Annotated in this window: 20 protein-coding genes; 8 read left to right on the top strand and 12 right to left on the bottom strand. The window is 68.4% G+C overall.

The features are described from left to right. Positions 1–286 precede the first annotated feature (286 nt). The gene (locus tag GR168_RS18540) at positions 287–2,410 is read left to right on the top strand and encodes a heavy metal translocating P-type ATPase (RefSeq protein WP_078113628.1); all 2,124 of its coding nucleotides are present in this window, start codon (positions 287–289) and stop codon (positions 2,408–2,410) included. Between the two features lie 118 nt (positions 2,411–2,528). Beyond that, positions 2,529–3,545, top strand: coding sequence for a hypothetical protein (locus tag GR168_RS18535; protein WP_231742640.1), 1,017 nt, complete (start codon positions 2,529–2,531; stop codon positions 3,543–3,545). A gap of 6 nt (positions 3,546–3,551) precedes the next feature. Here the strand turns inward: GR168_RS18535 and GR168_RS18530 are convergent, their stop codons facing one another. The 4 genes from GR168_RS18530 to GR168_RS18515 form a co-directional block, all read right to left on the bottom strand. Further along, positions 3,552–4,262 carry an FABP family protein gene (locus tag GR168_RS18530; protein WP_078113629.1) on the bottom strand — a complete coding sequence of 237 codons (711 nt, stop codon included), beginning with the start codon at positions 4,260–4,262 and terminating at the stop codon, positions 3,552–3,554. 266 nt (positions 4,263–4,528) lie between these two features. Then, positions 4,529–4,834 (bottom strand): DUF1416 domain-containing protein, encoded by a 306-nt coding sequence (locus GR168_RS18525; RefSeq protein WP_010840619.1) that lies wholly within the window; start codon positions 4,832–4,834, stop codon positions 4,529–4,531. A 5-nt stretch (positions 4,835–4,839) separates the two neighbouring features. Continuing rightward, positions 4,840–5,679, bottom strand: a complete 840-nt coding sequence (locus GR168_RS18520) for a sulfurtransferase (RefSeq protein ID WP_078113655.1) — start codon at positions 5,677–5,679, stop codon at positions 4,840–4,842. Between the two features lie 389 nt (positions 5,680–6,068). Continuing rightward, positions 6,069–6,926 carry a DUF2993 domain-containing protein gene (locus tag GR168_RS18515; RefSeq protein ID WP_058253540.1) on the bottom strand — a complete coding sequence of 286 codons (858 nt, stop codon included), beginning with the start codon at positions 6,924–6,926 and terminating at the stop codon, positions 6,069–6,071. Between the two features lie 211 nt (positions 6,927–7,137). On the opposite strand from GR168_RS18515, the gene GR168_RS18510 reads away from it, so the two are divergent. Together GR168_RS18510 and mshD are read left to right on the top strand one after the other, a co-directional pair. Then, positions 7,138–7,944, top strand: a complete 807-nt coding sequence (locus GR168_RS18510) for a response regulator transcription factor (protein WP_058253539.1) — start codon at positions 7,138–7,140, stop codon at positions 7,942–7,944. After that, positions 7,925–8,848 (top strand): mycothiol synthase, encoded by a 924-nt coding sequence (gene mshD / locus GR168_RS18505; protein ID WP_058253538.1) that lies wholly within the window; start codon positions 7,925–7,927, stop codon positions 8,846–8,848. The genes GR168_RS18510 and mshD overlap by 20 nt, the downstream gene beginning before the upstream one ends. Here the strand turns inward: mshD and GR168_RS23995 are convergent. From GR168_RS23995 to GR168_RS18495, 3 genes are all read right to left on the bottom strand, one after another. Continuing rightward, complete coding sequence (locus GR168_RS23995; protein WP_238994936.1) at positions 8,839–9,111, bottom strand: hypothetical protein; 273 nt, start codon at positions 9,109–9,111, stop codon at positions 8,839–8,841. The genes mshD and GR168_RS23995 overlap by 10 nt on opposite strands. Continuing rightward, entirely contained in the window at positions 9,108–9,737 is a 630-nt protein-coding gene (locus GR168_RS23990) for an alpha/beta fold hydrolase (RefSeq protein WP_238994935.1), read from the bottom strand. Before GR168_RS23990 ends, GR168_RS23995 begins: the two co-directional genes overlap by 4 nt. Before the next feature lie 105 nt (positions 9,738–9,842). Beyond that, positions 9,843–11,141, bottom strand: coding sequence for a hypothetical protein (locus tag GR168_RS18495; RefSeq protein ID WP_159371400.1), 1,299 nt, complete (start codon positions 11,139–11,141; stop codon positions 9,843–9,845). Between the two features lie 232 nt (positions 11,142–11,373). Here GR168_RS18495 and pstS point away from each other — a divergent pair, with 232 nt between their 5' ends. From pstS to pstB, 4 genes are all read left to right on the top strand, one after another. Then, positions 11,374–12,453 (top strand): phosphate ABC transporter substrate-binding protein PstS, encoded by a 1,080-nt coding sequence (gene pstS, locus GR168_RS18490; protein WP_159371399.1) that lies wholly within the window; start codon positions 11,374–11,376, stop codon positions 12,451–12,453. 142 nt (positions 12,454–12,595) lie between these two features. Then, the gene (pstC, locus tag GR168_RS18485) at positions 12,596–13,624 is read left to right on the top strand and encodes a phosphate ABC transporter permease subunit PstC (RefSeq protein WP_137810317.1); all 1,029 of its coding nucleotides are present in this window, start codon (positions 12,596–12,598) and stop codon (positions 13,622–13,624) included. Positions 13,625–13,626: 2 nt separating this feature from the next. Continuing rightward, a complete protein-coding gene (pstA, locus tag GR168_RS18480; RefSeq protein WP_058253533.1) occupies positions 13,627–14,526 on the top strand; it encodes a phosphate ABC transporter permease PstA in 900 nt (299 codons plus the stop codon). Between the two features lie 45 nt (positions 14,527–14,571). Beyond that, entirely contained in the window at positions 14,572–15,348 is a 777-nt protein-coding gene (gene pstB / locus GR168_RS18475) for a phosphate ABC transporter ATP-binding protein PstB (protein WP_004022008.1), read from the top strand. A gap of 80 nt (positions 15,349–15,428) precedes the next feature. Here pstB and GR168_RS23775 read toward each other — a convergent pair whose 3' ends face one another. The 5 genes from GR168_RS23775 to GR168_RS18455 form a co-directional block, all read right to left on the bottom strand. After that, positions 15,429–15,578: a hypothetical protein gene (locus GR168_RS23775; RefSeq protein WP_165629676.1), complete on the bottom strand. Its 150-nt coding sequence runs from the start codon at positions 15,576–15,578 to the stop codon at positions 15,429–15,431. A gap of 165 nt (positions 15,579–15,743) precedes the next feature. After that, positions 15,744–16,406 carry a phosphate signaling complex protein PhoU gene (gene phoU / locus GR168_RS18470; RefSeq protein WP_058253532.1) on the bottom strand — a complete coding sequence of 221 codons (663 nt, stop codon included), beginning with the start codon at positions 16,404–16,406 and terminating at the stop codon, positions 15,744–15,746. 107 nt (positions 16,407–16,513) lie between these two features. Continuing rightward, on the bottom strand, positions 16,514–18,769 hold the full coding sequence (locus GR168_RS18465) for an LCP family protein (RefSeq protein ID WP_159371398.1): 2,256 nt from the start codon (positions 18,767–18,769) through the stop codon (positions 16,514–16,516). 177 nt (positions 18,770–18,946) lie between these two features. Beyond that, positions 18,947–20,113, bottom strand: coding sequence for a tRNA dihydrouridine synthase DusB (gene dusB, locus GR168_RS18460; RefSeq protein WP_275406227.1), 1,167 nt, complete (start codon positions 20,111–20,113; stop codon positions 18,947–18,949). Between the two features lie 59 nt (positions 20,114–20,172). After that, positions 20,173–21,165, bottom strand: coding sequence for an acyl-ACP desaturase (locus GR168_RS18455; protein ID WP_065629734.1), 993 nt, complete (start codon positions 21,163–21,165; stop codon positions 20,173–20,175). Positions 21,166–21,495 lie beyond the last annotated feature (330 nt).

Raw genomic sequence — 21,495 nt, 5'->3', positions numbered from 1 at the left:
AGGTGGTCTGATAGTGATTTCTCATCGGACATGTGAGGTGACCATCCGTTAGCAGTTGACCGTGTGGCATTCGTGTCGCACCGAGGCGGGATTCCCGCCGGTCGGCGCAAGCGAATACCAGGTGGTCACCCGGCCCCCGCATCCCGACCCGGTCCGGTCGGCGCAGGCCCTTCGTGGGCGGTGCGGGGGCCGTTCCATGTCTGCTGACGGTTTTGTTCGGTGAATACCCCTACAGGGTAGAAGTACCCCTGGCGTATATACCCTAGGGGGGTATACCCTCGACCTCATGAACACGCACCACGACCATCCACCGACAACGCCGGCACCGGCCGACCACGCGCACCGCCCCCAGTTCGATCCCGGGCCCGACGGCCACGAGGGGCACGCCGATCACACCGGCCACGGCGGACATGCCGGCCATGCGGGCCACGGCGACCACGTGGCGCAATTCCGGCGACTGTTCTGGATCATGCTCGTGCTGGCGGTCCCGACCGTGGCCTTCAACGACATGTTCGCCGACATACTCGGCTACGGTCTGCCCGACGCGGAGTGGGTCCGGTGGGTGTCACCGCTGCTCGGCACAGTTCTCTTCGTGTGGGGCGGGCGCCCGTTCCTCGTCGGCGCGGCCGCCGAGCTCCGAGCTCGTCGCCCGGGGATGATGCTTCTGATCTCGCTCGCGCTCACCGTCGCCTTCGTCGCCTCCTGGGGTTCGACGCTGCACCTGTTCGACCACCACCTGAATTTCTGGTGGGAGCTGGCACTGCTCGTCGTGATCATGCTGCTCGGCCACTGGATCGAGATGCGCTCGCTGGCCCGGACGACATCGGCTCTCGACTCACTCGCCGCGCTCCTTCCGGACGAGGCCGAGAAGGTCGTGGGCAGCGACATCATCTCGGTATCTCCCGAGGAACTGGTCGTCGGCGACGTGGTCGTCGTCCGGCCCGGCGGGTCCGTGCCCGCCGACGGCGCCATCGTCGACGGTTCGGCGAGCATGGACGAGTCGATGGTCACCGGGGAGTCGGCACCCGTTCGGCGGGAGGTCGGTGACGTCGTGGTCGCCGGCACCGTCGCGACCGATTCCGGACTGCGGGTCCGCGTGACCGCGACCGGCGACGACACCGCGCTGGCCGGGATCGGACGCCTCGTCGCCGATGCGCAGGCATCGTCGTCACGGGCCCAACGACTCGCCGATACCGCGGCCGGGTGGCTGTTCTGGTTCGCACTCGGCGCCGCGGTCCTCACCGCGATCGCCTGGACCGCGGTCGGATCGCCCGACGAGGCGGTCGTTCGCGTGATCACGGTGCTGGTCATCGCATGCCCCCACGCGTTGGGACTCGCGATCCCGCTCGTCGTCTCCATCGCCACAGAGCGGGCCGCGCGCGCCGGGGTCCTGATCAAGGACAGGCTCGCCCTCGAGTCGATGCGCAACGTCGACGCCGTGCTCTTCGACAAGACCGGCACCCTGACGAAGGGAGAACCGACCGTCCTCGAGCTCGAACCGGCTCCCGGGCAGGACCGGCGTCGAGTGCTGACCCTCGCGGCCGCCGCGGAGGCGGGCAGTGAGCATCCGCTGGCCTCGGCGATCGTGCGGGCCGCTCGAGATGAGGGAATCGATCTGCCCGTCGCACAGGACTTCTCCTCGTCGCCTGCGGTGGGGGTGTCTGCATCCGTCGACGGCCACGGGGTCCGGGTGGGTGGACCCAACCTGCTCGCCGAGCGCGGCCTCGACGAACTGCCCGTCGCGTCGTCGTGGCGGGAGCAGGGGGCGATCATCCTGCACGTGCTCGTCGACGATCGTGTCGTGGGGGCGTTCCGGCTCGCCGACGAGGTGCGTCCGGAGTCGCGTGTGGCCGTGGACGAACTCCACGCTCTCGACGTGCAGGTCGTGATGATCACCGGCGACGCGCAGGCGGTGGCCGACGATGTCGCCGGCCGGTTGGGCATCGACCGGGTGTACGCCGGGGTCCGACCCGAGGACAAGGCCGCCATCGTCGCGGACCTGCAGCACGAAGGTCGTCGCGTCGCGATGGTCGGCGACGGCGTCAACGACGCCCCCGCACTCGCGCAGGCCGACGTCGGGATCGCGATCGGTGCCGGCACCGACGTGGCCATCGGCTCGGCCGGCGTCATCCTCGCCTCCTCTGATCCGCGATCGGTCCTGTCGGTCATCGAGCTGTCGCGTGCCGGCTATCGGAAGATGGCGCAGAACCTCTGGTGGGCAGCAGGTTACAACCTCATCTCGGTGCCGTTGGCGGCCGGGATCCTGGCGCCGATCGGGTTCGTCCTGCCCATGAGTGTCGGCGCGATCCTGATGTCCGCCTCGACGGTGGTCGTGGCGTTGAACGCACAGCTGCTGCGTCGACTCGATCTGCGTCCCGGTTCCATCCGAAACCGATCCGGGCGCAGGTAGGGCAGCGCTACAAGATTCGCGTAGCGCAGTACTCGCGAAACCGCGGCGTGAAACCGCTGGACTGGGAGCACAGCACAGTCCACGGCGCCCGCCGGGGCGCCGAGAGGGAGAAGAAGAGATGGTGACCATGCATGTCGCCGCGGCGGTCGGGACGCAGGATCGCGATCGCATCGAACCCGTGGTGGGCGAGAACTACTGGACCCCGGGCGACCCGGACTTCGGGACGGCGTCGGCACCCCGATTCGCGTTCGCCGACCCGCACGCCGCCGGCCTGTTCCACGCCGAGGACCTGTCGCGGGAGGCCGGTGACCGCATCGCCGTCCACAACCGTGGTGTGCACGACGTGGCTGCCGTGGTCCTGCTCGAGGATGGCCGGTCGTATGTCGAACTCTTGCCTCCCGGTTCGGAAATCGCTCTGCCGGAGGCGGATTCGCTCACCTACCTCCAGGCCCCCCGCACCGCTGACGGCCGGCCGGTTCTGTACGGCGCGGTGTGGGTGCGCGACGGGCGGGTGATGCCGGTGACGGTTCCGATCCCCACCCGCCGCGAGTTCCTCGACCAGCGATATCTCACCCCGTGGAGCGCGGAGTGGAACGGCGGTGTCTCCGGTCGGCACATGCTCGATGCCGCGGCGGCCGGTGTCTCGTACCAGTACCGGACGGGCGGTTCGACGTTCGTCGTACGCAACGCGGGCAGCGACTGGATCGGGGTGGTCCATCGGTCCGGCACGGAGTTCACCTTCGTCGAATGCCCACCGGGTGGGCGTGCCGTCTTCGAACTCTCCCCGCAGTCCGCCCGCGCTGAGGTGTTCTCGGTCGTCGGTCGCCGGGGCGGCGGCACGGCCGGGCACGCCCCGTACATGTCGAGGTCGGGAACCGTGCATCCCGGTTGGGCGGGTCGGCCGGGGGAAGTCACCGCCTACGGTTCGGTCGTCGTCATGCTCGGCGCGCCGGTGTACAGCGCGCTGCCGAAACGCAATCTGTACCTTGCGTTCTCGGATCGGCGGCCCTTCGAGGCTCGCTTCGCTCGCACCTCAGGGAGCAGGGGGCCGAGCCGCCGGGAGCGAAGCGAGCGGGGCGAATGTGCGAGCCGCCGGGAGCAGGGCGCGCGTCCCTGCCGCGGGTTCCGTCGATGAGGTGGATCAGCCGACGTGGCGGCGCAGCTTGGCGGAGAGCCGCGGGGTGAGGTCCCCGTCGGCGTCGACGCGCTCCTCGACGTAGGCGAGGTCGCCGTCGGCGACGAGTCCGTACAGCCGTTTGGCGCCGCCGGTGCGTTGACCTGATTCTGCCTTGATGACGACGTCGGTGGCGAGTTCCCAGGTGGTCTGATTCAGGGGAGTGCCGTAGAAGAGTTCGATCGAGCCCTCGGCGTGGGCGAGGAGCAATTCGATGGTGTCGTCCTCACCGATCCGCCAGAACCCGGACTCGCGGAGGTCGGGCCGCTGGTAGGCAGCATCGTCGTCGATCACCCACGAGCGGGACTCCCAGGTGAGGAAGTTCTGGCCGTCGTGGGACACGACGATCTGCTGAGCGAAGTGATAGTCGGTGTCCGTCTGGGGATCGTGGCCTTCGCCCTCGCCACGCCACACGCCGACGAGCGGCAGGAGTGCGAGGAGGCCGGGATGCAGGTCCGCGCCGAGGCGGAGGTTCGCGGTGTCGGCCGGGAGCGGCAGATCATCCCATGTGGGGACGTTGCGTTCACGGCTGCCGGACTCCACCGCCCGGGCCTCGGCCTGACTGATCGCCTCGTCACCGGACCGACGCGGTTGCGAGAGTGCGTCGGCAGAACCGTCCTCGGACGGGTCCGGGTCGGCAGGGCCGTCGGCCGTCGTGCCGCCGGGTGGGGGCGTCACGACTCGTCGGTCACCAGGCGGTACAGGGTGTAGACACCGAACCAGGTGATCAGCACGGCGGCCAGGATCAGCAGGATTTCGAAGAAGAGGACCACGAGGGGAATTCTAACCCCGCCGTGGTCAGGGCGCCGTCGAGGGGTGGGCCCTTCGTGGCTCGTCGCTTACGCTCCTCGCACCTCAGGGACCAGTGGGATTAGAGGGCGGAGAGAACGAGACAGCCCGGTCACCGCGGGTGCGGTGACCGGGCTGCCGGGTCGAGCGTGGCGTCACTTCGAGACGGTGATGTCCTTCTCGTGGATGCCGGGGCCCTCGGGGCTGATCGTCACGTCGCCGTTGCCCACCGCGGACAGGGCGCGCAGCGTCCAGGTGCCGGGGGCGGCGAAGAAACGGAAGTCGCCGGTGGGCGATGCCACGACCTCGGCGGTGAACTCACCGGTCGAGTCGAGCAGACGCACGAAGGCGCCGGCGACGGGCGAACCCGAGCCGTCGGTGACCTGTCCGGTCAGGACGGTCTCCTTCTCCACGTCGACGCCAGCGGGCAGCTTCTGTCCCTGCTTGGGTGCAGCACACATATCTCTTACTTTCCTTCTCCGAGTTCGATCGGGACGCCGATCAGCGAGCCGTACTCGGTCCAGCTGCCGTCGTAGTTCTTGACGTTCTGCTGGCCGAGCAGTTCCTTCAGCACGAACCAGGTGTGGCTCGACCGCTCGCCGATGCGGCAGTACGCGATGGTGTCCTTCGAGCCGTCGAGTCCCGCCTCGCCGTAGAGCTCCTTGAGCTCCTCGTCGGACTTGAAGGTGCCGTCCTCGTTGGCGGCCTTGCTCCACGGCACGTTGATCGCGCTCGGGATGTGACCGGGACGCTGGCTCTGCTCCTGCGGGAGGTGGGCCGGCGCGAGGATCTTGCCGGAGAACTCGTCCGGGCTGCGCACGTCGACGAGGTTCTTGGTGCCGATGGCGTCGACGACCTCATCGCGGAACGCGCGGATACTGACATCCGGCTCGCCGGCCTTGTAGGTCGTGGCGGGACGGCTGACGGCGTCGCTGGACAGCGGGCGACCGTCGAGCTCCCACTTCTTGCGGCCGCCGTCGAGGAGCTTGACGTCGTTGTGGCCGTACAGCTTGAAGTACCAGTAGGCGTATGCAGCGAACCAGTTGTTGTTGCCGCCGTAGAGGATCACGGTGTCGTCGTTCGCGATCCCGCGCTCGGAGAGCAACTTGCCGAACTGTTCGGCATCGACGAAGTCGCGGCGGACCGGATCCTGCAGGTCGGTCTTCCAGTCGAGCTTGACGGCGCCGGCGATGTGCCCGCCGTCGTAGGCCGAGGTGTCCTCGTCGACCTCGACGAAGACGGTCTTGTCGGCCTTGAGGTTCTGCTCAGCCCATTCGGTGCTGACCAGGACGTCGGAACGTGCCATGGCGGTGTCCTTTCGGAGTGGATCGGTGATGGTCATCGAACAGATGGAGATGGTGGAGACGGTGAGGCGCGAGAAGGATGCCCGCGTCTCGGGGAGATGAGCACGGGTGACGGCGCATGGGAACGAGGTCGCAGACCTCGGTGGAGACGCCCCCGTTCTCATCGACGGTGTGGGCGGACCGGCTGCTCAACGCAGCACGGGTTGGTCACACCGTCAACGGCGAGTGCGACAACAGCAGTCGGCGACACGACAGAAGTCGATCGCCCGGCGTCGTGTGAGCAAGTACTCACGGCGCTGCTGCATGCCCACGAGGGTACAACAGAGCCGATCGAGCCCCCAACGGCCGGGGTGCTTTGCCGCCGAGACCGGGAGAACACGGTCTGAACTGCTCAGAAGCGGTCGAGGCGCACCGATGCCGGACCGGAGTCGCCGACCAGTTGGACGTCCCCGCCGAAACTCTCCGCGCGATCGGGTTCGACATCCCAGGCCATCGGCAGGCGCGGGAGCGTCAGGCTGAACCGATCGAGCACGGCGGCGCGGAATTCCGCCGGGACCTCGGCGTCGACGTGGCGTTCGGGGCCGGTGTAGAAGCCGGTCGCCCGGATGTCCAGTGCGCCGTCGACGACGGAGAGGTCGACGGACACACTCACCCGCACCTTGGGGCGGTCGTAGGACGACGCCGACGGCGGGTCGGCGGGATCGAGCCCGTCGCCCGGCGGCAGTGCGACCGTGCCGGTGAGCACGACGCCGGTCTCGCGACTGACGATGCCGTCCTGGGGCCCGCCTGCGCCCGCCGTGTCGTCCGGTCCCGGGGTGCTGACGGTCAGGTCGATGATGCGCAGATACCGGGCCAGGGTGACGGCATCGAGGCGGGTGTACGCCGAGATCGAGCCGGTGTGGAGAACATCACTCGCCGAGAATCCGCTGCCGTCGGCCACGTCGAACGGGCCGAGAGAAGCACCCAGCTCACCGCGGCAGACTCCGCGGGCGGGCGGACACCCGGGTAGTTCGACGCCGCGGGCGGCGATCGTGGCCCCGTCGAAGTGACCGGCGGACGACTGCGGGGTGAACGGGAAACCCGCGATGGTGACCTCGGGATCGAAAGTCACGCGGGGGGATTGGGCGAGGGCGCGGGAGAACTGATGCTCCCCGCGAACGGCGGCCCCGACGTCGACGCCGAGCGCGACCCCCGCGGCGGCCAGGGCGGCGACCACACCGATGACGAGCACTTTCCGGATGCGCGGCATGCTCGGCCGATCACCCTCCCCGTCGTGGTCATCCGGCGGTCGTGGTCGCCTTGTTAACAGGTGAGCGCGCCGGTGGCGCTATTCTGTCACCTATCTCGCACACGTTGGTAAGGCGGCGTAAACAATCGCCGAGCCACGCGCGGGTGGCGTTCACGTCGTGGTGAGCGATCTGGATGGTCCGGGACGGGGACGAACGAGATCGGAGTGCTGGGTGGATCTCTTGTTGTTGACGGCCGACCCGAATCCGGAGTCGGTCTTGCCGTCGTTGTCGCTGCTCGCGCACACGGTGCGGACCGCTCCGACCGAGGTGTCGTCACTCATGGAGGCGGGGAACGCCGATGTGGCGCTGGTCGATGCCCGCGCCGACCTGGCGGCGGCCCGCGGGCTGTGCCGCCTGTTGGGCAGCACCGGCTCCTCGGTGCCGGTCGCGGCGGTGCTGACCGAGGGCGGGCTGGTCGCGGTCAACGCGGACTGGGGCATCGACGAATTCCTGCTGCCGGGTACCGGTCCGGCCGAACTCGATGCCCGGTTGCGCCTGCTCGTGGTTCGAACCCGGGGGGTTGCTGCGGAGGAGTCCTCGGGCAAGGTCACGCTGGGGGAACTCGTCATCGACGAGGGGACCTACACCGCACGCCTGCGCGGACGTCCGCTCGACCTGACCTACAAGGAGTTCGAGCTCCTGAAGTACTTGGCGCAGAATGCGGGTCGCGTGTTCACGCGCGCCCAGCTGCTCCAGGAGGTGTGGGGGTACGACTTCTTCGGCGGCACCCGCACCGTCGACGTCCATGTCCGTCGACTCCGCGCCAAACTCGGCAGCGAGCACGAGTCGCTGATCGGGACCGTCCGCAACGTCGGATACAAGGCAGTCCGTCCGACGCGTGGCCGGGCGCCCGCGGCCGACGCCGACCTGTCCGAGGACGCCTCTGGCCCCGATGCGGTCGGCACCGATGACTTCGACGACGCGCTCGACGGTCCCGATCCGTTCGACGAGGAGTTCAGTGCCAGTGCCGGGAACTGAGGACCCGCAGGTGCGTCGAGGCGCACTGCCCGACGACGTCGCTGAATTCGCTCACCGTTTGGTGCGCGAGGCGAACGACGCCGATGGTGTCGCCCCGCTCTCGGAGGGGGCGGTCGCCGCGATCGACGCCCCCGAGGGCTCGCCGATCGTGCACGTCAGGTCGAAGGCGGGGTACGCCGTCATCGTCCCCGGTCGCGACGGCGAGCCGGCGATGATCGAGGCGGTTGTCGACCCGGCGCACCGACGGGAGGGACATGGCCGGGCGCTGCTCGACGCGGCGTTCGGGGCCGCGCCCGAATCGGGGTCGGGGGTCCGGGTGTGGGCTCATGGAAATCTGCCTGGTGCGGTGGCGCTCGCCGCGGCGATGGGGCTGACGAAACGTCGCGAACTGCTGCAGCTGCGCCGCCCGGTCGGACCCGGCCACGAACTCCCCGAACTCGTCGTCGACCCGACGGTCGACCTGCGGACCTATGCCGGACCGGCCGATGACGCCGAGATCCTGCGGGTGAACAACGCGGCCTTCGACTGGCATCCCGAGCAGGGTGGCTGGTCGCCGGAGCAGATCCGTGAACGGGTTGCCGCCGACTGGTTCGATCCGGCGGGTTTGTTCCTCGCCTTCGACCGTGCCGGCGACGGATCGGGCGGGGGAGATGGCAAGCTCCTCGGGTTCCACTGGACGAAGCGGCACGACGCGGACCTCGGCGAGGTGTACATCGTCGGCGTCGATCCTGCGGCGCAGGGTCGCGGACTGGGTCGGTTGTTGACGCTCGCCGGCCTGCATCACCTTGCGCGCGAGGGCGTCTCGGAGATCAACCTCTACGTGGAGGGTGACAACGTCGCCGCGCTGCACACCTACGAGCGCCTCGGGTTCACCCGATACGCCGTCGACGTCGCCTACGGCTGAGGCTGCCCGAGTGCGGCGCCGATGGCGTCGACGACGTCGCCGATGTGGGGCTCGCGAACCACGGACAGGTGATTGCACTCGAGACGGAGGACGTCGACGTCCCCGGTCACGATGTGCCGCCGCCACACCGAAGGGTCGTCACGATTCTCGCTGCCCTGCACCACGAGCGCGCGACCGGTGTACGGGCGGGGGCGGTGCAGCCGCGCCACCCGGACACCGAGTTCCTCGAGCGCCTGCGCGTCGGCGGTCGGCGAGGTTCTCACCACACCGGCGAGCGGAACCCGAATTCGTCGGCGCCACGATTCTTTCCGGGGAGCGGTTCATATGTGGTGGCCGTCGTGAGGGACGGGTCGGCGCGCTTGGCGCGATGCAGCACCCGCGGTGGGACGAACGTGTCCACCACGACGACCAGATCGACATGGTGCCCGTCGGCCTCGAGGCGTCGCGCGGTCTCCAGGGCGATGAACCCGCCCAGAGAGTGGCCCACGAGGATGTAAGGCCCCTCCGGCTGGATGCGACGTAGGTCGCGGAGGTGACGCCGGACGGCGGCGTCGACCGTCCAGTCGGGGATGCCGCGGGTGTCCAGGCCATGTGGCGCGAACGCGAAAACCGAACCGATGGCGTCGAGTTCGCCGATGCGATCGGCGAATGGCACGAAGGTGAGCGCGGATGCGCCCGCGCCGGTGAAACAGAACACCGGTCGCCCGGCGCCCTCGCGCAGTTCGTCGGCGGGACCCAGTTGCGCGCGGACCTCGGCGATCGCGGCGTCGAGCAGCCGACGTCGACGCTCCGTGTAGCAGCAGACGATCACCGAGAGGGTCGGCTCTGTCCGGACTGCATCGTCGGGGACCGGATCAGCGTGCACGGCCGCGACGGGGACTGGGGTCACCGGGTCGGCCAGTGGCTCGACAGGATGGGAGGACAGCACGTTTTTCGGCCTTCGATAGCTCGGGGTCGGATGGGGTTCGCTGATGAGGCGGGGGACCGGAGGGCGTCAGGGCACCCCGACGATCCGGGCGGCGTGCCCCGCGACGGCATCCATGGCCGCGCGGATACGGGCCGGGTCGAAGACGTCGTCGCGGAATGCGGCGGTCATGGAGATCCCGCCGTCCACGAATCCGGTCGTGACCGTGATACCGGCCGCCGACGGTGGCGTGGCCACGGCGATGACGGTGGCACGCGCCGGGTCGGACCACTGCCAGCCGCGTCGGCGGCCGGGCAGGTGACCGACACTCGAATGGAGCAGCTCTGCATGGACCGGGCCCTCGGCGGGGACGCACGGGGCCGGCGAAGCCGATCCGCCCGTGCGGGCACGGCGCAGGGTCTTGACGGTGGCGAGCGCCAGGTTGGCAGCCGGCCGGCCCATCCGGGCCGACGCGGTCATCTCCCGTTGCAGGGCGGCCGCCGACGTGGTGTCGGACACCGGAAAGCTCAGTCCTGCAGAGAAATTGGCGTAGGTCCGCATCGACGTCGGCAGGTGATGGCGCGCGTCGAAGGGCAGCGTGACCATCGGGTCGAGCGGCACGCCGGCCTCGGTCAGTGCGGCGACCAGGGCGACCGTGTAGACGGCGAACAGGCCGGTTCCCGGCATCGACGCCGCCCGGCCGGACCGGATCGCCTCGACATCGTCGGCCGGGATGTGGACATTCGCGGCCGCCGGTCGTCGGGGAGGCACCGGCCGCCGCGCTCGCACCGGCTGGACGGTTTCGCGGTGTCGCCGGAAACGTAAAAGCGCCAGGGTTCGTCGTGGATCTGCCACGGTGGCCGCGGCCGCGACGAGCAGTGGGGGGACGGCGGGGCCCCGGGGCGGCAATCCCGACGGGTCGACCGCGCCGACGATCACGTCGACGATCAGATTCAGCAGCGTGAGGTCGCCGAGTCCGTGGTCGTAGTCCAGCGCGAGGTGATCACCGGCCAGCACGATCCGAAGCGGCCGGTGTGGCAGCGAGTACAGGGCCTCGAACAGGCGGGCCGGATCGGCACCCGCCGCCGGGGGTGGTGCGGCGATGACCGCGTCGGCCGCCGCGTCCGGATCGAAGACCCAGTGTCGCCGGTGCGGCGAGGGCAGGAGCCCGACCCGGGTGTGTGGACCGATTCGCGCGAGCCGGACGATCCGTTCGGCGGCGACCGCTCGGGACGGTAGAGCCAGGGGGCCGATGACGAGCGCCGCCCGGTTGTGTCCGTGCAACCGGTCGATCGCCGCGCTTCGGATACGCCGGAGCCCGCCGGGTCGGGGTGCCGGGGGGTCGACGTGCCGGGGGGTCGAATCCGGGGTTGGTGAAGGCGTTGCCATGAGTGCGATCCGCAGAACTATAGCAAGGCTTGCCTAAGTCTCGAATGTCGGGTTACGCAGATCACGTACGATCACGCCTGGGCAGGTCGCACCCCGTCTGCCTTGGCCAGTTCACCTGTCGTTCATCTTTTGGAGGGGATCAGTCCACCACGCCCCCATAGCTTTCCACTCGGACACTCCGGAGCCGACGCCAGTCGGTGCGGGGAACGCGAACGGAAAGGCAACACCAGCGGTGAAAATCAATCGGAACGGCGCCCTGGCGTCGGTGTCGGCGATCGCGGCACTGACACTCGTCACGGCGTGCGGCGGTGGGGGAAGCGAACAGGCTGTCAGCGGCGAGGGCTCGACCGCGCAGCAGAAGGCCATGGAGCACTTCAGCCAGGTCCTCACCGACAACAGCGACATCGTGCTCGACTACACCGGCAGCGGCTCGGGCGACGGCATCAAGAAATTCATCGCGGGCGACGTCGACTTCGCCGGCTCGGACTCGGCCCTCAAGGACGACGAGGTCACCGACGCCACCGCGCGTTGCAACGGCAACGCCCCCTGGCACCTCCCGCTGGTCGTCGGGCCCGTCGCGGTCGCCTACAACCTCGACGGTGTCGAGGACCTCAAGCTCAACTCCAGCGTCATCGCGCAGATCTTCAACGGCAAGATCACCACCTGGAACGATCCCAAGATCGCCGCGCTGAACCCCGGTGTGTCGCTGCCCACCACCGACATCGTCCCGGTCTACCGCTCGGACAGCTCGGGTACCACCGACAACTTCCAGCGCTTCCTGGAGAACGCGGCTCCGGCTGACTGGCCGTACGAGCACAGCAAGGAATTCGCGCCCAAGGGTGTCGGTTCCGGTGCCTCGAAGTCGACCGGCGTCGGCGACACCGTCAGCAAGACCCCCGGCTCGATCACCTATGTCGAGTGGGGCTTCGCCACCGAGAACGACCTCGGTGTCGCTCAGATCGACTTCGGCGCCGGCCCGGTCACGCTGAACGCGGAGAGCGCGGGCAACGCCCTCGAGTCGCTGGCCTTCGCCGACCCGGCCAGCAAGGACCTCGTCGTCGATACCGACGCCCTGTTCGCTTCGAAAGCTCCGGGCGCCTACCCGCTGCTGCTCACCCCGTACTCGATCGTCTGCTCGGCGGGCTACGAGGACGAGGCCACCAGCCAGACGCTGAAGGACGCGTTCACCGCGGTCCTGAACGACGGCCAGGCCGGCCTCGAGGAGATCGGCTACGTGCCGGTGCCCGACGCCTTCAAGACCAAGCTGCAGGGGACCATCGACTCGCTGTCCGGTGGGTCCGGAAACGCCTGATCAATCCCCTCTGATCACGTGCGCGGGGCCGCCTCGGTTGCGGCCCCGCGCGTGTGGTTGACACACTGACACGACATTTCGCGTGTCCACGAGACGGCGGGAAGTGGCCCCAATGACCAGAGCCGAATCACAAGAAGGACGCATGACCTCGCTGAGCAAAGAGGGTGGCGCGATCCCGCCGGACACCGGCGAATTCCAGGCCCCCGGGTCATCGCCCGACCAACCCGGATCCTCGCTCCACGCGGCCGCGCATCACCGCGTCGCCGACCGGGTGTTCCGCACCCTGGCCGTCGGCTCGGGATTCGTGGTCTCGATCGTCATCGCGCTGATCGCACTCTTCCTTCTCGCACAGGCGATTCCGTCGCTGGCGCAGAACGAGGAGAACTTCTTCACCTACACCGGGCAGTGGATCACCAGCGGAGATCAGCTCGCCTTCGGTATCCCCCAGCTGTTCTATGCAACGGTCGTGGTGTCGGTCATCGCGTTGCTGATCGCCATGCCGGTGGCGCTGGGTATCTCGATCTTCCTCACCGAGTACGCGCCGAAGCGGTTCGTCGGCCCGATCACCTACACCGTCGACCTCCTCGCCGCGGTGCCGTCCATCGTCTACGGCCTCTGGGGCATCCTCGTGCTCGGCCCGGCGCTGGTGCCGGTGAACGAGTGGCTGGTCGGCAATCTCGGCTTCCTGCCGTTCTTCCAGGAGCCCACGCAGATCGCGAACATGAGCACCGGCGGCACGCTGCTGACCGCAGGCATCGTTCTTGCGGTCATGATCCTGCCGATCATCACCGCGGTCACGCGCGAGGTCTTCATGCAGACCCCCAAGGGTCATCGTGAGGCCGCGCTCGCCCTGGGCGCCACCAAGTTCGAGGTCGTGAAGGTCGCCGTGCTGCCCTTCGGGTTCTCCGGCTACATCTCCGGTTCGATGCTCGGCCTGGGTCGCGCGCTCGGCGAGACGATGGCGCTGCTGCTCATCATCTCGACCGCCGGTCCCATGAACTTCAACCTCATGGAGAGCGGCGAGACCTTCGCGACGAAGATCGCCAACAACGCGGCCGAATTCGACTCGCCCGCCAAGACCGGCGCCTACATCTCGGCCGGCCTGACCCTGTTCGTCCTGACCTTCATCGTCAACGCCGCCGCCCGCGCGGTCGTCGCCGGAAAGAAGTGACCATGTCTGTGACCACGACTACTTCCGCGGCCGATCCGGTCAAGAAGCCCTCCGGCTTCACCCCGATGTCCGGGCGTCGACGTTTCACCGACGGGACCGTCCGTGTCGCCGTCATGGCCGCCCTGCTGCTGGCGCTGGTTCCCCTGCTCTGGTTGGTCTTCACGCTGGTGTCGCGGGGTATCGAGACGATCATCGACATCGACTGGTGGACCCAGGCCGAGCGACGCGGCGGCGCCGCCAACGCGATCGTCGGCACGCTGATGCAGACCGCCCTCGCGGCGGTCATCTCCATCCCGCTCGGCATCTTCGTCGCCATCTATCTGGTGGAGTACGCGACCAAGAAATCGCTGCTCGCGCGTGTCACCACCTTCATGGTCGACATCCTGTCGGGTGTGCCCTCGATCGTCGCCGCGCTGTTCGTCTACGCGGTGTGGCGCACCACCCTCGGATTGCCCCGCTCGGGATTCGTGGTCGCGATCGCGCTGGTGCTGCTGATGGTCCCGCTCGTGGTGCGCGCCACCGAAGAGATGCTGAAGATCGTCCCGCAGGATTTGCGCGAGGCGTCGTACGCCCTGGGTATCCCGAAGTGGAAGACGATCGTGAAGATCGTCCTGCCGACGGCTCTGTCGGGCATCGTCACCGGCGTCATGCTGGCCATCGCCCGAGTGATGGGCGAGTCGGCACCAGTGCTGATCCTCGTCGGTGCGACGCGCGCGATGAACTGGAATCCCTTCGACGGCAACCAGCAGTCGTTGCCGCTGATGATGGTGCAGCAGTACAACAACGGACCGGGCGCCTTCGACCAGGTGTGGGGAGCGGCGCTGACGCTGGTCATCCTCGTGGCCATCGTCTACTTCGGCGCCAAGGCGGTGTCGAAGATCTTCGCCCCCAAGACCTCCTGACCTCCCACCCTTCTCGGGTCATCTTTTCCAGAACGGACCAATGCCATGGCCAAGCGCCTCGACATCAAAGACCTGAACATCTATTACGGCGACTTCCACGCGGTCAAGGACGTCACCCTCGAGGTGCCGCCGCGCTGCATCACCGCCTTCATCGGCCCGTCGGGCTGCGGTAAGTCGACCGTGCTCCGAACCCTCAACCGCATGCACGAGGTCACCCCGGGTGCCTACGCCAAGGGCAGCGTGCTGCTCGACGGCGAGGACATCTACGGCAAGACCGTGGACCCGGTGAGCGTGCGCGCGACCATCGGCATGGTGTTCCAGCGGCCGAACCCGTTCCCGACGATGTCGATCCGCGACAACGTCGTCGCCGGCCTGCGTCTGCAGGGTGTGCGGAACCGCTCACAGCTCGACGACGTCGCCGAGAAGAGCCTGCGCGGCGCCAACCTCTGGGAAGAGGTCAAGGATCGCCTGGACAAGCCGGGCGGCGGACTGTCGGGTGGTCAGCAGCAGCGTCTGTGCATCGCCCGCGCCATCGCGGTCTCTCCCGACGTCCTGCTCATGGACGAGCCGTGTTCGGCGCTCGACCCGATCTCGACGCTGGCCATCGAGGACCTGATGGGTGAACTCAAGAAGGAGTACACCATCGTCATCGTGACCCACAACATGCAGCAGGCCGCCCGCGTCAGCGATCAGACCGCGTTCTTCAACCTCGAGGCGGTCGGCCAGCCGGGACAGCTCGTCGAGATCAACGACACCGAGACGATGTTCTCGAACCCGACGAAGAAGGAGACCGAGGACTACATCTCGGGCCGCTTCGGCTGAGGTTCCGCAGGACACGAATAGGCCCGCTCACCCGTCCGGGGGAGCGGGCCTCGTCGTGCCGGGGGTCGTCGTGTCGGGTGTCACATGTTGAGCAGCAGGATCACCAGCAGAGCGACCAGCGAAGCGGTCACACCCAGGTACGCCAGGATCTTGCGGCGGTGGGCGGCAGCCTCTGCGTCCTCGTCGGTCACCGCATTGAAATCGGGCTCGGTCGGATAGTGCTGGGCCATGTCGCCACCCTAACGACGACCTCGGCGCGTGTGAAATCTCCCCGACGTCGTTGGGGCTCAGATATTCACCGACATGAAAAAAGGCCGAGATTCAGTGTTGGAAACTGAATTCTCGGCCTCTTTCGGTGTGGCCCTCGCTCGACGATCAGCACCGAGCGAGAGAAATCACCCCACGCTCTGGAACTGCTCCGGGGTCTTGCCCGTCGCGGTGAACACCACGCGGCGCCCGATGAGTACGGCGTGGTCGGCGAACCGCTCGTAGTAGCGGCCGAGCAGGGTCACGTCCACCGCGGCGGCGACGCCGTGCTTCCATTCGCGGTCCATCAGGACGGTGAACAGGTGGCGGTGGAGGTCGTCCATGGCGTCGTCGTCTTCCTGGAGACGAAGGGCGGCCTGCGGGTCACTGGTCACGAGGACCTCATGTGCGTTCTTGGCCAGGGTGACGGCCAGGCGGCCCATCTCGGCGAAGTAGCCGTTGACCTCCTCCGGCAGTGCCTTGGCGGGATGCCGGCGGCGGGCGACCTTGGCGACGTGCAGCGCCAGTGCACCCATCCGATCGGCGTCGGCGACGATCTGGAACCCACTCACGACTCCACGCAGGTCACCGGCGACCGGGGCCTGCAGGGCGAGGAGCGCGAAGGACTGTTCCTCCGCGCGAGCCGTCAGCCGGCTCATCCGGTCGGTGTCCCCGATGACCTCTTCGGCGATGGCGAGATCGGCCTGCAGCAGTGCCTGCGTGGCGCGCGCCATCGCGGTGCCGGCGAGCTCGCACATCTCACCCAATACCGAGGTCAGCGCCTCGAGTTGCTCTTGATAGGCGGTACGCATGGTCCCAGGATACGTGCGTGATCACTCCAGGCCGACTCCGACCGATGAACGTCCAGTGAACGTCGGGTGCAGATCCGTCCACCTGCGAGTGCACCGACACCCTGAGATCACGTGCAGGTGGTGTCGCCCGCGTTCGTGATGGCCAGGTCGTTGGGCAGATTGCCGGTGTTCTCCGCGGGTGCGAGCTGGTTCGCCGTCAGGGTCGCCCCGGAGGCCGGTACCGACTCCAGGGAGCCGGTGAAATCCGCACCGACGATGAGCTCGACACCTGACTTGACCGTGCGGTCGAGCTGGATGCTCGCGTTCGGGAACATCTCGGCCAGCGTCGCGGCGGCGTCGCGCTGTCCCGGCCCGTAGCGCACGACGGTGTCGTCGCGGTTCTCCGAGGCATCGGCGACACCCCGAACGTCGAAACCGTACGGCGTGAGCTGCTCGGACACCTCGGTGGCGAGGCCCGTCTGGCCCGTGCCGTTGAGAACCCGGACGCCGACATTGCCGGGGTTCTGGGCGGTCGCGGTCACGGGTCCGGGAGCACTGGCGTTCGAGTCGGTGCTCGGTGCGCCGGGACTCGTCGGCGCCTTCGACGACGACGGCGGCTTCTTGCGCGCCTGCTCGCCGGGGAGTGGCAGGTCGTCGATGATGGCGTCGAAGATCGCGTCGATGTCGCTGGTGCGCGGGATCTCGTTGTTGGCGCCGTCGGTGGAGGTACCCGACGTCGGGATCGTCAGGAACGAGACGCGGCCGGCCTCGATGCCCTGCATCGACTCGGCCAGGTTGATGAGCGACTGGGTGTCGACGCCGTCGACGTAGCTGTATTCGATGAACGTGTTGACGATCCCGTTGAGTTTGTTGGGGTTCGACAGCACATTGCCCGACAGGCTCGACCGCAACAGCGACGACATGAAGAGCTGCTGGCGTTTGATCCGGCCGTAGTCGCCGTTGCCCTCCGTGCTGATGTTGCGGGCACGAACGTAATTCAGTGCGCGCCGGCCGGTCAGCTTCTGCTTGCCCGGCTTACGCAGGATCTGGCCGATCTCGTAGTCGTAGAGCGGGACCGTCGAGCAGACCTCGACGCCGCCGATCGCGCGGACGACCTTCTCGAAGCCGTAGAAGTCCATCCCGATGAAGTGGTTGATGTTGAGCCCGCTCATCGCGGTGATCACGCGAACGAGACACTGCGGACCGCCGTAGAAGTAGACGCTGTTGAGCTTGACGCCGGACTGGGCCGGCATCTCGGCGCCGTACTCACCGGTCTCGTTGTCCCACGCGTTGCACGCCGGCTGATCCACCTGCAGGTCGCGCGGGAACGACACCGCGACGACGCGACTGCGGTTGGCCGGGATGTTCACCAGGATGACGGTGTCCGAACGGGCGCCCTCGGCGTCGGCGGTGGTGCCGGCGCCAACCCTGGAGTTCTGGCCACCGCGGGTGTCGGTACCGACGATGAGGTAGGTCTCGTCGCCGTACTGGGCGTCCTTGTTCCGGATGTTCTGGTCGTCGGGGTCGACGGCGGTGACGTTGCGCCAGTTGCCGTTCCACGACTGCAGGTAACCCCAGACGAAGCCGGTGCCGACGAGTGCGAGCACGCACGCGATGGCGACCAGTATCCGTCCGGTCGCGGCGGTCTTGCGCAGCATCGCGCCCTGCCGGTCCTCGTCACGCCCGGGGTGGCGACGAGGCGCCGAACGCAGGGCGAGGGGCTCGGTGAGGTCGGGTGTGCGTTCCAGCGGAGGCTGCGGGGCCGACGGTCCGGCCGGGCCGCCGGCGACCGGCTCCTGGGCGCGGGATTCCTCGATCACCCGCTTCTCGGTCGCGCGATCGGACAGGTCGGGCGCGGCGTCGCCGACGGTGGGGATCTTCTGGGTGACGTCGTTGTCGAAACGATGGACGGTGGTCGGGCGGTCGTCGGGCGCCGGCTGCGGAGCGGCGGGGACCCGCCCGCCCGGGGCCGACGGTGGCGCGGCATTCCCACCGAACGGTGGCCCGGGGCGTCGGGACCGCCCGCGGGTCGACGACGGGGGCTCGCCCGTCCGCGACTCCGGGCGCGGCGGCGTCGCGCGGCGGGCGCCGGACCGGCCGGAGCCGGCGGGCGGCTCCGACGGCGACGACTCCTCCGCGTTCATCTGCTCCATGAGCTGGCGGACCGTCAGGCGAGTGCGTCCCCGCACGAACCGATCTGCCGAGCGTGGCTCGCGGAGGCTGGGGTGCGCCGGGGGAGGGGAGCCCTGGTCGGTGGAACCGGGCGCGTCCGGACCGGGGACGGGCTCGAAGTCGTCGCGGGAGCGTCCGGCGCGGCGACCACGACGCGAGCGATCGGCGTCGCCCACCTCGGGGTCGTCCGGGCCCGGTGTCCTACGACTCAATGCACGTTCCTCATGCCCCGTGGTCGTGTCGCGGAGTCACCGCAGATCGGGGCTCGACCAGCGCGGTGCGCACAGAATTCAGGCCCCGGCGGCCGGGACCTGAAGCGCAATTGTACTGATCCCACCTGAGAAAGCGTCTCAGCCAGGCGCCGGTTGTGACGGTTTTCGCAATCCGGTTCAACCGCCGGAGTGCATGATCTCGGCGCCTGCGGGGATCACGTCCTCGTCGGGGTCGTCGAGCCAGCCGTCCGGAAGCGCGACCTTCGCCGGCGAACCCTGCCGGCCGCGCGGGCCGTGACCGTCGGAGGGGAACGGCGCGTCGGCCGGCAGCTCGGCGAGCAGTTCACGCAGTTCGTCGACGCTGCCGACCAGCGCCATCCGCCGCCGGATCTCCGAGCCGGCCGGGAAGCCGCGAAGGTACCAGGCGACGTGCTTGCGGATCTCGCGGCAACCCTTCATCTCGCCGTGGTGATCGACGAGGAGCTGGCAGTGCCGCACCATGATGTCGGCGACCACGCCCAGGTTCGGCGGCGCCGGAGCGTCGAATCCGCCGAGTTCGGCGGCGAGTTCGGCGAACAGCCAGGGCCGGCCGAGGCAACCGCGGCCGACGACGACGCCGTCGCAGCCGGTCCGGCGCATCATCGCGACCGCATCGGCGGGTTCGAAGATGTCGCCGTTGCCGAGCACCGGCACGGTGGTGACGTGCTCCTTGAGGCGGGCGATCTCGTCCCAGTCGGCCTCACCGGAGTACCGCTGCGATGCGGTGCGTGCGTGGAGGGCGACGGCGGCGGCACCTTCTTCGGCGGCGATCCGGCCGGCGTCGAGATGGGTGCGGTGATCGTCGTCGATACCGATCCGGAACTTGACCGTCACCGGGATGTCGGTGCCGTCGGTGGCACGGACGGCCGCCGCGACGATCTTGCGGAACAGGGTGCGCTTGTAGGGGATCGCCGACCCCCCGCCCTTGCGGGTCACCTTGGGGACCGGACAGCCGAAGTTCATGTCGATGTGATCGGCGAGGTTCTCGTCGACGATCATCTTCGCGGCCTGGTAGGTGTACTCCGGGTCGACGGTGTAGAGCTGCATCGACCGCGGGTTCTCGTCGGGTCCGAAGGTCGTCATGTGCATCGTGACCGGGTGCCGTTCCACGAGCGCGCGGGCCGTGACCATCTCACAGACGTACAGCCCGGAGACGGTACCGGTACGGGCGAGCTCGAGTTCGCGGCACAGCGTCCGGAACGCGACGTTGGTGACACCGGCCATCGGGGCCAGCACGACCGGGCTGGCCAGTTCGATGGACCCGATACGTAGTCCCTTCGAGACGCTCGCAAGCTCGCTCCTCAGGGAGCTGGGAAGCGAGCCTTCGGTGGTCGAGGGCGCCGGGTGGCTGTCGATGAGGGTGCTCAGGATGCCTGCTGCTCCCGCTTCTTGGCCTCGCGGGCGAGCGAACGGTCGCGCATCTCCTCGAAGCGGATGGTGTCCTTCTCGAGCTGCTCGAGGAAGGCGGCGAGCTCCTCGCGGGTCTTCTCGCCCTCGCTGGTGAAGTCGTCGCGTTCGAAGACGTTCCACTTACGCAGGACCGGCATGACGACCTCTTCGAGGTGCTGGCGCAGGTCGTAGATGCCGTGCTTGGCCATGAGCACGCCGTGGCGACGGAAGTTGGGCATACCGGCGCCGGGCATCTGGAAGTTGGTCACGATGTCGGTGACGGCGCGCAGCGTCTGGTCGGGGGAGATGTCGAAGCCCGCACCGCAGATGTTGCGGTAGAAGATCATGTGCAGGTTCTCGTCGGCCGCGATGCGCTGCAGCATTTTGTCGGCGATCGGGTCGTTGCACGCCTTGCCGGTGTTGCGGTGGCTGACGCGGGTCGCGAGTTCCTGGAAGGTCACGTACGCCACTGAATGCAGCAGACCGAGCTCGTCGGCGTGCTCCTCGAGCTCGTCCACGCGTCCGGCGGCGGCCAGCATCGGGTCGTAACCATTGGTCATGTGGATCATCCGCGCCTCTTCGAGGGCGACGGGATCGACGCCGCGGGTGACCACGAGGTAGTCGCGCATGACGATGCCGTGGCGGTTCTCCTCGGCGGTCCAGCGACCGACCCAGTGGCCCCAGGCGGAGTCCATCGAGAAGTTGTCGGCGATGACACGGTGGTACGACGGCAGGTTGTCCTCGGTGAGGAGGTTCGTGATCATCGCGGCCTTGGCGACCTCGTCGAGCTGCGACTGCTCGGGGTCGTAGTCGACGCCACCCAGGGCGGCGAAGTTACGGCCCTCGTCCCACGGCACGTAGTCGTGCGGGTTCCAGTCCTTGGCGATCTTGAGGTGGCGGTTGACGTTGTCCTCGGCAACCGGGGCCAGCTCCTTGAGTAGCTCGAGTTGCGTCAGGTCGCGTGCCATATAGATGTCCTCCGAACGGTGTCCGCGTGTGTAGTCATTGCGTGTCGTCGTCGTGCGTCGTGTCGATCGATCCGCGTGCGTGGCCGGCGGCCACGACCGTGGTTCGCGACGTCGTCGTGGGGAGGCGCGCACCCCGCCCACCGAACCGTGGGGTGTCGGGCCGGGTCCCCCGCGCCGCCCCGTCGCCACTGGTCAAAGTTCTAGCGTACGGCACGCACACCGGTGTCCCAAGTCCGTCGCCTGGGTGTCGTTCACGCCCGCGCGCCGCGTTACGCGTCCGGCCGGTGGTGTCGGTCACGTCGGTGCGGGCGACGCCGGAACCGGTGTTCG

Origin of the sequence: Gordonia sp. JH63, assembly GCF_009856645.1 — a bacterium.
In the GTDB taxonomy this organism is placed as follows: domain Bacteria; phylum Actinomycetota; class Actinomycetes; order Mycobacteriales; family Mycobacteriaceae; genus Gordonia; species Gordonia hongkongensis.
Note: the sequence above shows the minus strand (reverse complement) of the source record. Positions and strands in the feature narration are given on the sequence as shown.